1 protein-coding gene is annotated in these 595 nt (G+C 52.1%); it reads right to left on the reverse strand.

What is annotated here, in order from left to right:
- The coding region (locus ACOI7Z_RS27315; protein ID WP_420702494.1) for a hypothetical protein at window positions 1-504 on the reverse strand (504 nt) is incomplete at its 3' end.
- Between the last annotated feature and the right edge of the window lie 91 nt (window positions 505-595).

Genomic DNA, 595 nt, shown 5'->3' on the forward strand with positions numbered 1-595 from the left:
AGTGAACGCTATTCCGCCAAACTCGTTTGCCGGCGTCAGGGATTCCGCCGTCCCGCAGATACCTGAGTAGTTGGTACTGACCGCGACAAAATCATCAGCTGACGGAATACGCACGTACATTCCAAGCGCAAAATACTGGAGTTTCGACGGGTGGGTGGTGGCATCAAATCGGGCCATAAAGTTACTGGCGCTCTGCAGGTAACGCGGTGCGCTTTTACTGTTCATCGCCAGTGATTTACGTGTTCCGTTCCACACGAATGCAGACACGTCGCCACCAAGGGATGCCTGCGCGCTAACACTATCAGCCAGATTCACGATTGCGCCTTCAGCATTGCTCGTCGGCGCGGCCTGTAGAGGAAACGATCGTTTGTCATCGAGGCGGAACAGATATACCCCATCAGTAGTCCCCTCTTTCGTCCCGTACCCTTTCAAGAGGTTATCTGGCACCGCATACTGCAGCGCTGGGTTATTGCTTGGAACTGGTGCCTGAAAAATAGTTGTCATAAAAGTACCTTAAAAAGCAGAAAGGATGGCGCGGAGTACAGTTTCAGTAATAACGCATTGCCCGGCGGGATATGTTGGATGGTTTACATCC

This window comes from Klebsiella sp. C283, from assembly GCF_048822555.1.
GTDB lineage: Bacteria > Pseudomonadota > Gammaproteobacteria > Enterobacterales > Enterobacteriaceae > Klebsiella > Klebsiella quasipneumoniae.